This window comes from Streptomyces canus (assembly GCF_001514145.1).
Lineage (GTDB): Bacteria > Actinomycetota > Actinomycetes > Streptomycetales > Streptomycetaceae > Streptomyces > Streptomyces canus.
In genome coordinates this window covers 2,917-6,573 of record NZ_KQ948703.1, presented here as the reverse complement: position 1 = coordinate 6,573, position 3,657 = coordinate 2,917, and the positions used below count along the sequence as shown (strand labels likewise).

General features: G+C 67.9%; 2 protein-coding genes. Both read left to right on the top strand.

Annotated elements, in window-relative coordinates:
* Positions 1-219 precede the first annotated feature (219 nt).
* The gene (locus AQJ46_RS50990; protein ID WP_059212186.1) at positions 220-1,611 is read left to right on the top strand and encodes an OFA family MFS transporter; all 1,392 of its coding nucleotides are present in this window, start codon (positions 220-222) and stop codon (positions 1,609-1,611) included.
* 1 nt (position 1,612) lies between these two features.
* On the top strand, positions 1,613-3,028 hold the full coding sequence (locus AQJ46_RS50985; protein ID WP_059212185.1) for an OFA family MFS transporter: 1,416 nt from the start codon (positions 1,613-1,615) through the stop codon (positions 3,026-3,028).
* Positions 3,029-3,657 lie beyond the last annotated feature (629 nt).

Genomic DNA, 3,657 nt, shown 5'->3' with positions numbered 1-3,657 from the left:
AGGCGACGAGGAGTTGCGTCTGCTCAGGTCGGGCGGGGTGATCTGACGTGGTGAACAGGAGCCACATCCCGGGGCCCTTGGGCGGTGGTCCATGACGTGAATGAGCACGGGGTCCGGCGGCGGTGCGCGTCGGCGAACCCCGGGATCCGTGCGCGCACGAAAGGAATTTGGACAGGGGGCGCTGGCCAGATCTTTCGACGCAAGGAGTGCTTGAAGACTATGACAACCATCGACTATTCGTCGTCCGCCACCTTCAGGGAGGTGACGGACCGCAACGGCCGCGTGTACCGGATCGGCGAGACCGACCGGCACATCATGGGACGGCCACGATGGACCATGGTGCTCTTCCCGTGGATGGGCATGCTGGGCATCAGTTCCTCGGAGTACGCGTTCACGTCGGCCGAGGACACACTGCACGAGGCGCATCTGTGGAGCAGTGGGCACATCTTCTGGCTGATGGGCGTCTGGGTGTTCTTCCAGGCGGCCGTGGCCTTCCCGGCCGGGCAGTTGCGGGAGAGCGGAAAGCTCCCGGCCCGCTACGCGATGATGCTCGGCGCGCTGGGCACGATCCTGGGCTATCTCTCGCTCGCGTTCGCACCGAACGTGATCGTCGCCTATCTCGGATTCGGTGTGTGCAGCGGCATCGGCGCCGGCTTCGTCTACGCGACCTGCGTGAACATGGTCGGCAAGTGGTATCCGGAGCGCAAGGGCGGCAAGACCGGCATGGTCAACGGCGGTTTCGCCTACGGCTCGGTGCCCTTCGTCTTCCTGTTCACCTCGTACATGGACCTGAGCAACTACCGGGGTGTCCTGGTGGCGGTGGGCCTCGTCTGCTGCTCGGTGGTGGCGTTCGCGGGCTGGTTCTTCAAGGACCCGCCGAAGAACTGGTGGCCCCCGCACGTCGACCCGCTGAAGATGACCGACGACCCGAAGATCCGGCGGGCGCTGGAGAAGAACCCGCCGGCGGTCAAGCAGTACACCCCGAAGGAAGCGGCGCGTACGCCCGTCCTGTGGATGATGTGGTTCTGCCTGCTGTGCACGGCCGGGATCAACATCTTCGGCATCGCCTTCCAGGTGCCGTTCGGCAAGGACATGGGCTTCGCGGGCGGGATCGTGGCCACGGCGATGTCGCTGAAGGCGATCGTCAACGGCACCGGGCGCGGTGTGATCGGCTGGATCTCCGACAAGTTCGGCCGTCGCAACACGCTGATCATCGTGTGTCTGGTGCTGGGCACCGCGCAGTTCGGTGTGCTGGTCTCCGGCCAGATGGGCAGCATGCCGTTCTTCCTCTTCTGCTCCATGGTCTCCGGCTTCGGCGGCGGCGCGATCTTCCCGCTGTTCGCCGCGATGACGGCCGACTACTTCGGTGAGAACAACAACGCCTCCAACTACGGCATGGTCTACAGCTCGAAGCTCATCTCGGGCCTCGTGGGCTCCGGTGTCGGCTCGATCGTGGTCGGCGTGTGGGACTACGAGGGCGCGTTCGTCCTGGCCGGCTGTATCGGCCTGGGCTCCGCGGTGCTGGCGCTGTTCCTGAAGGCGCCCGGCCGGCCCAAGACCAGTCGCAGGACCGTACCCAACCCGCAACCGCTCGGCGAGGAAATGGCCTGACATGACGGCAGATCCGTACGCAGCACGCAGCGACACCGACAAGACCGCACACTCCACCGCCGCACCACGTCCCTACCGAGAAGTGACCGACGCGGGCGGCCGCGTCTACCGCATCGGCGAGACCGACCGGGACATCCTCGGCCACTCGCGCACACTCATGGTGTATCTGCCCTGGATCACCATGATGGCCATCAGCGTCTTCGAGTACGCGTACGGCTCGGCCGAGGACACCCTGTCCCACGCCCACGGCTGGACGCAGAGCAACACCTTCTGGATCCTCAGTGTCTGGGTCTTCTTCCAGGCCGGCATCGCCTTCCCTGCGGGCTGGCTGCGGGAGAAGGGCGTCCTGACCGCCCGCAAGGCCATGTACATCGGCTCGGGCATGTGTCTGGTCGGGTTCCTCGCCCTGTCGCACCTCGACAACGTGCTGCTGGCGATCCTGGGATTCGGCGTCGTCGGAGGTATCGGCGCCGGACTGGTCTACGCGACCTGCATCAACATGGTCGGCAAATGGTTCCCCGAACGCCGGGGAGCGAAGACCGGGTTCGTCAACGGCGGCTTCGCGTACGGATCACTGCCCTTCATCTTCATCTTCAACTACGGCTTCGACACCGCGAACTACCACCGCGTGCTGGACCTCATCGGCTGCTACATCCTGGTCGTGGTCGTCGGGTGCGCGTTCTTCTTCAAGGACCCGCCGAAGAACTGGTGGCCCGCGGACATCGACCCGCTCACCCACGGCGGCGGCGAGAAGGGATCCGGTGCTCTCGCCAAGAACCCTCCGGCGGTACGGCAGTACACGCCGAAGGAGGCCATCAGGACCGGCATGCTTCCCCTCATGTGGGTCGCTCTCGTCATGACCGCGGGGGTGTCGATCTTCGGGATCTCCTTCCAGGTCGACTATGCCAAGGAGGTGGGTTTCGGCCCGCTGGTGGCGGCCTCCTCGATGGGCGTCATGGCGGTCATCAACGGCGTCGGACGCGGGGTGGTGGGCTGGCTGTCCGACAAGTGGGGCCGTAAGTCCACGCTGGTGTTCGTGATCGTCGTGCTGGGTCTCGCCCAGTTCGGGGTGATCTGGGCGGGCGACATCAGGAGCGAGTCGCTGTTCCTGGTCTTCGCGTTCCTCTCCGGGTTCGGCGGCGGCGCGTTCTACCCGCTGTTCGCGGCGCTGACCCCGGACTACTTCGGGGAGAACTTCAACGCCTCCAACTACGGGCTGGTCTACAGCGGCAAGCTGATCAGCGGCCTGTTCGGCGGCGGCCTCGGCTCCATGGTCGTCGCGGCCTGGGGTTACGACGGGGCGTACGCCCTCGCCGGCGCCACCTCGATGGTCGCGGCGGCGATCGCCCTGCTGCTACGGCAGCCGGGGCGGCCCCGGGGCGCCTACCCGGCACCGCAGCCACAAGCCGCGGTCTGAGCGAGGCAGTTCGGACGGACCAGGCGGCCCTACGCCTCGGCGCTCGCCGGGGTGGGGCCGCCTGATCCGATGGTTCGGCGCCCGTGGCCGACCTGCGGCCCAGAGCTTCAGCGGTCCGGAGGCGAGGCAGTGACCGCAACCGCGAAAACAGCCGGCCCGGACCGAGGCGCTGCCCTGGCTACCCGGCGCTGGGCGGCTCGGCGGCTCGGCGGCTCGGCGGCTCGGCGGCTCGGCGGCTCGGCGGCTCGGCGGCTCGGCGGCTCGGCGGCTCGGCGGCTCGGCGGCTCGGCGGCAGGATGCCTGGTTGCCGGCGGCTGGCGGCTGGCGGCTGGCGGCTGGCGGCTGGCGGCTGGCGGCTGGCGGCTGGCGGCAGGATGCCTGGTTGCCGGCGGCTGGCGGCTCGGCAGTTCGGCAGTTCGGCAGTTCGGCAGTTCGGCGCCAGGCTGCCTGACTGCTCGGCACCTGGCTGCTCGGCGCCGCCCGGCGGCTCAGCGGCTCAGCGGCTCAGCAGCTCAGCAGCTCAGCAGCTCAGCAGCAGCGTCGCCGCCGCCGCGGACAGTATCGGCGGCTACTTCTCGCGGTCGTGGTACATCTTCCGCGTCTGTTCCGTGTGTTGGCGCATGACCGCT

What these genes read in the sequence shown, in the direction of transcription:
- AQJ46_RS50985 (WP_059212185.1), top strand. Translation starts at nt 1,613, where the DNA reads ATGACGGCAGATCCGTACGCAGCACGCAGCGACACCGACAAGACCGCA.
- AQJ46_RS50990 (WP_059212186.1), top strand. Translation starts at nt 220, where the DNA reads ATGACAACCATCGACTATTCGTCGTCCGCCACCTTCAGGGAGGTGACG.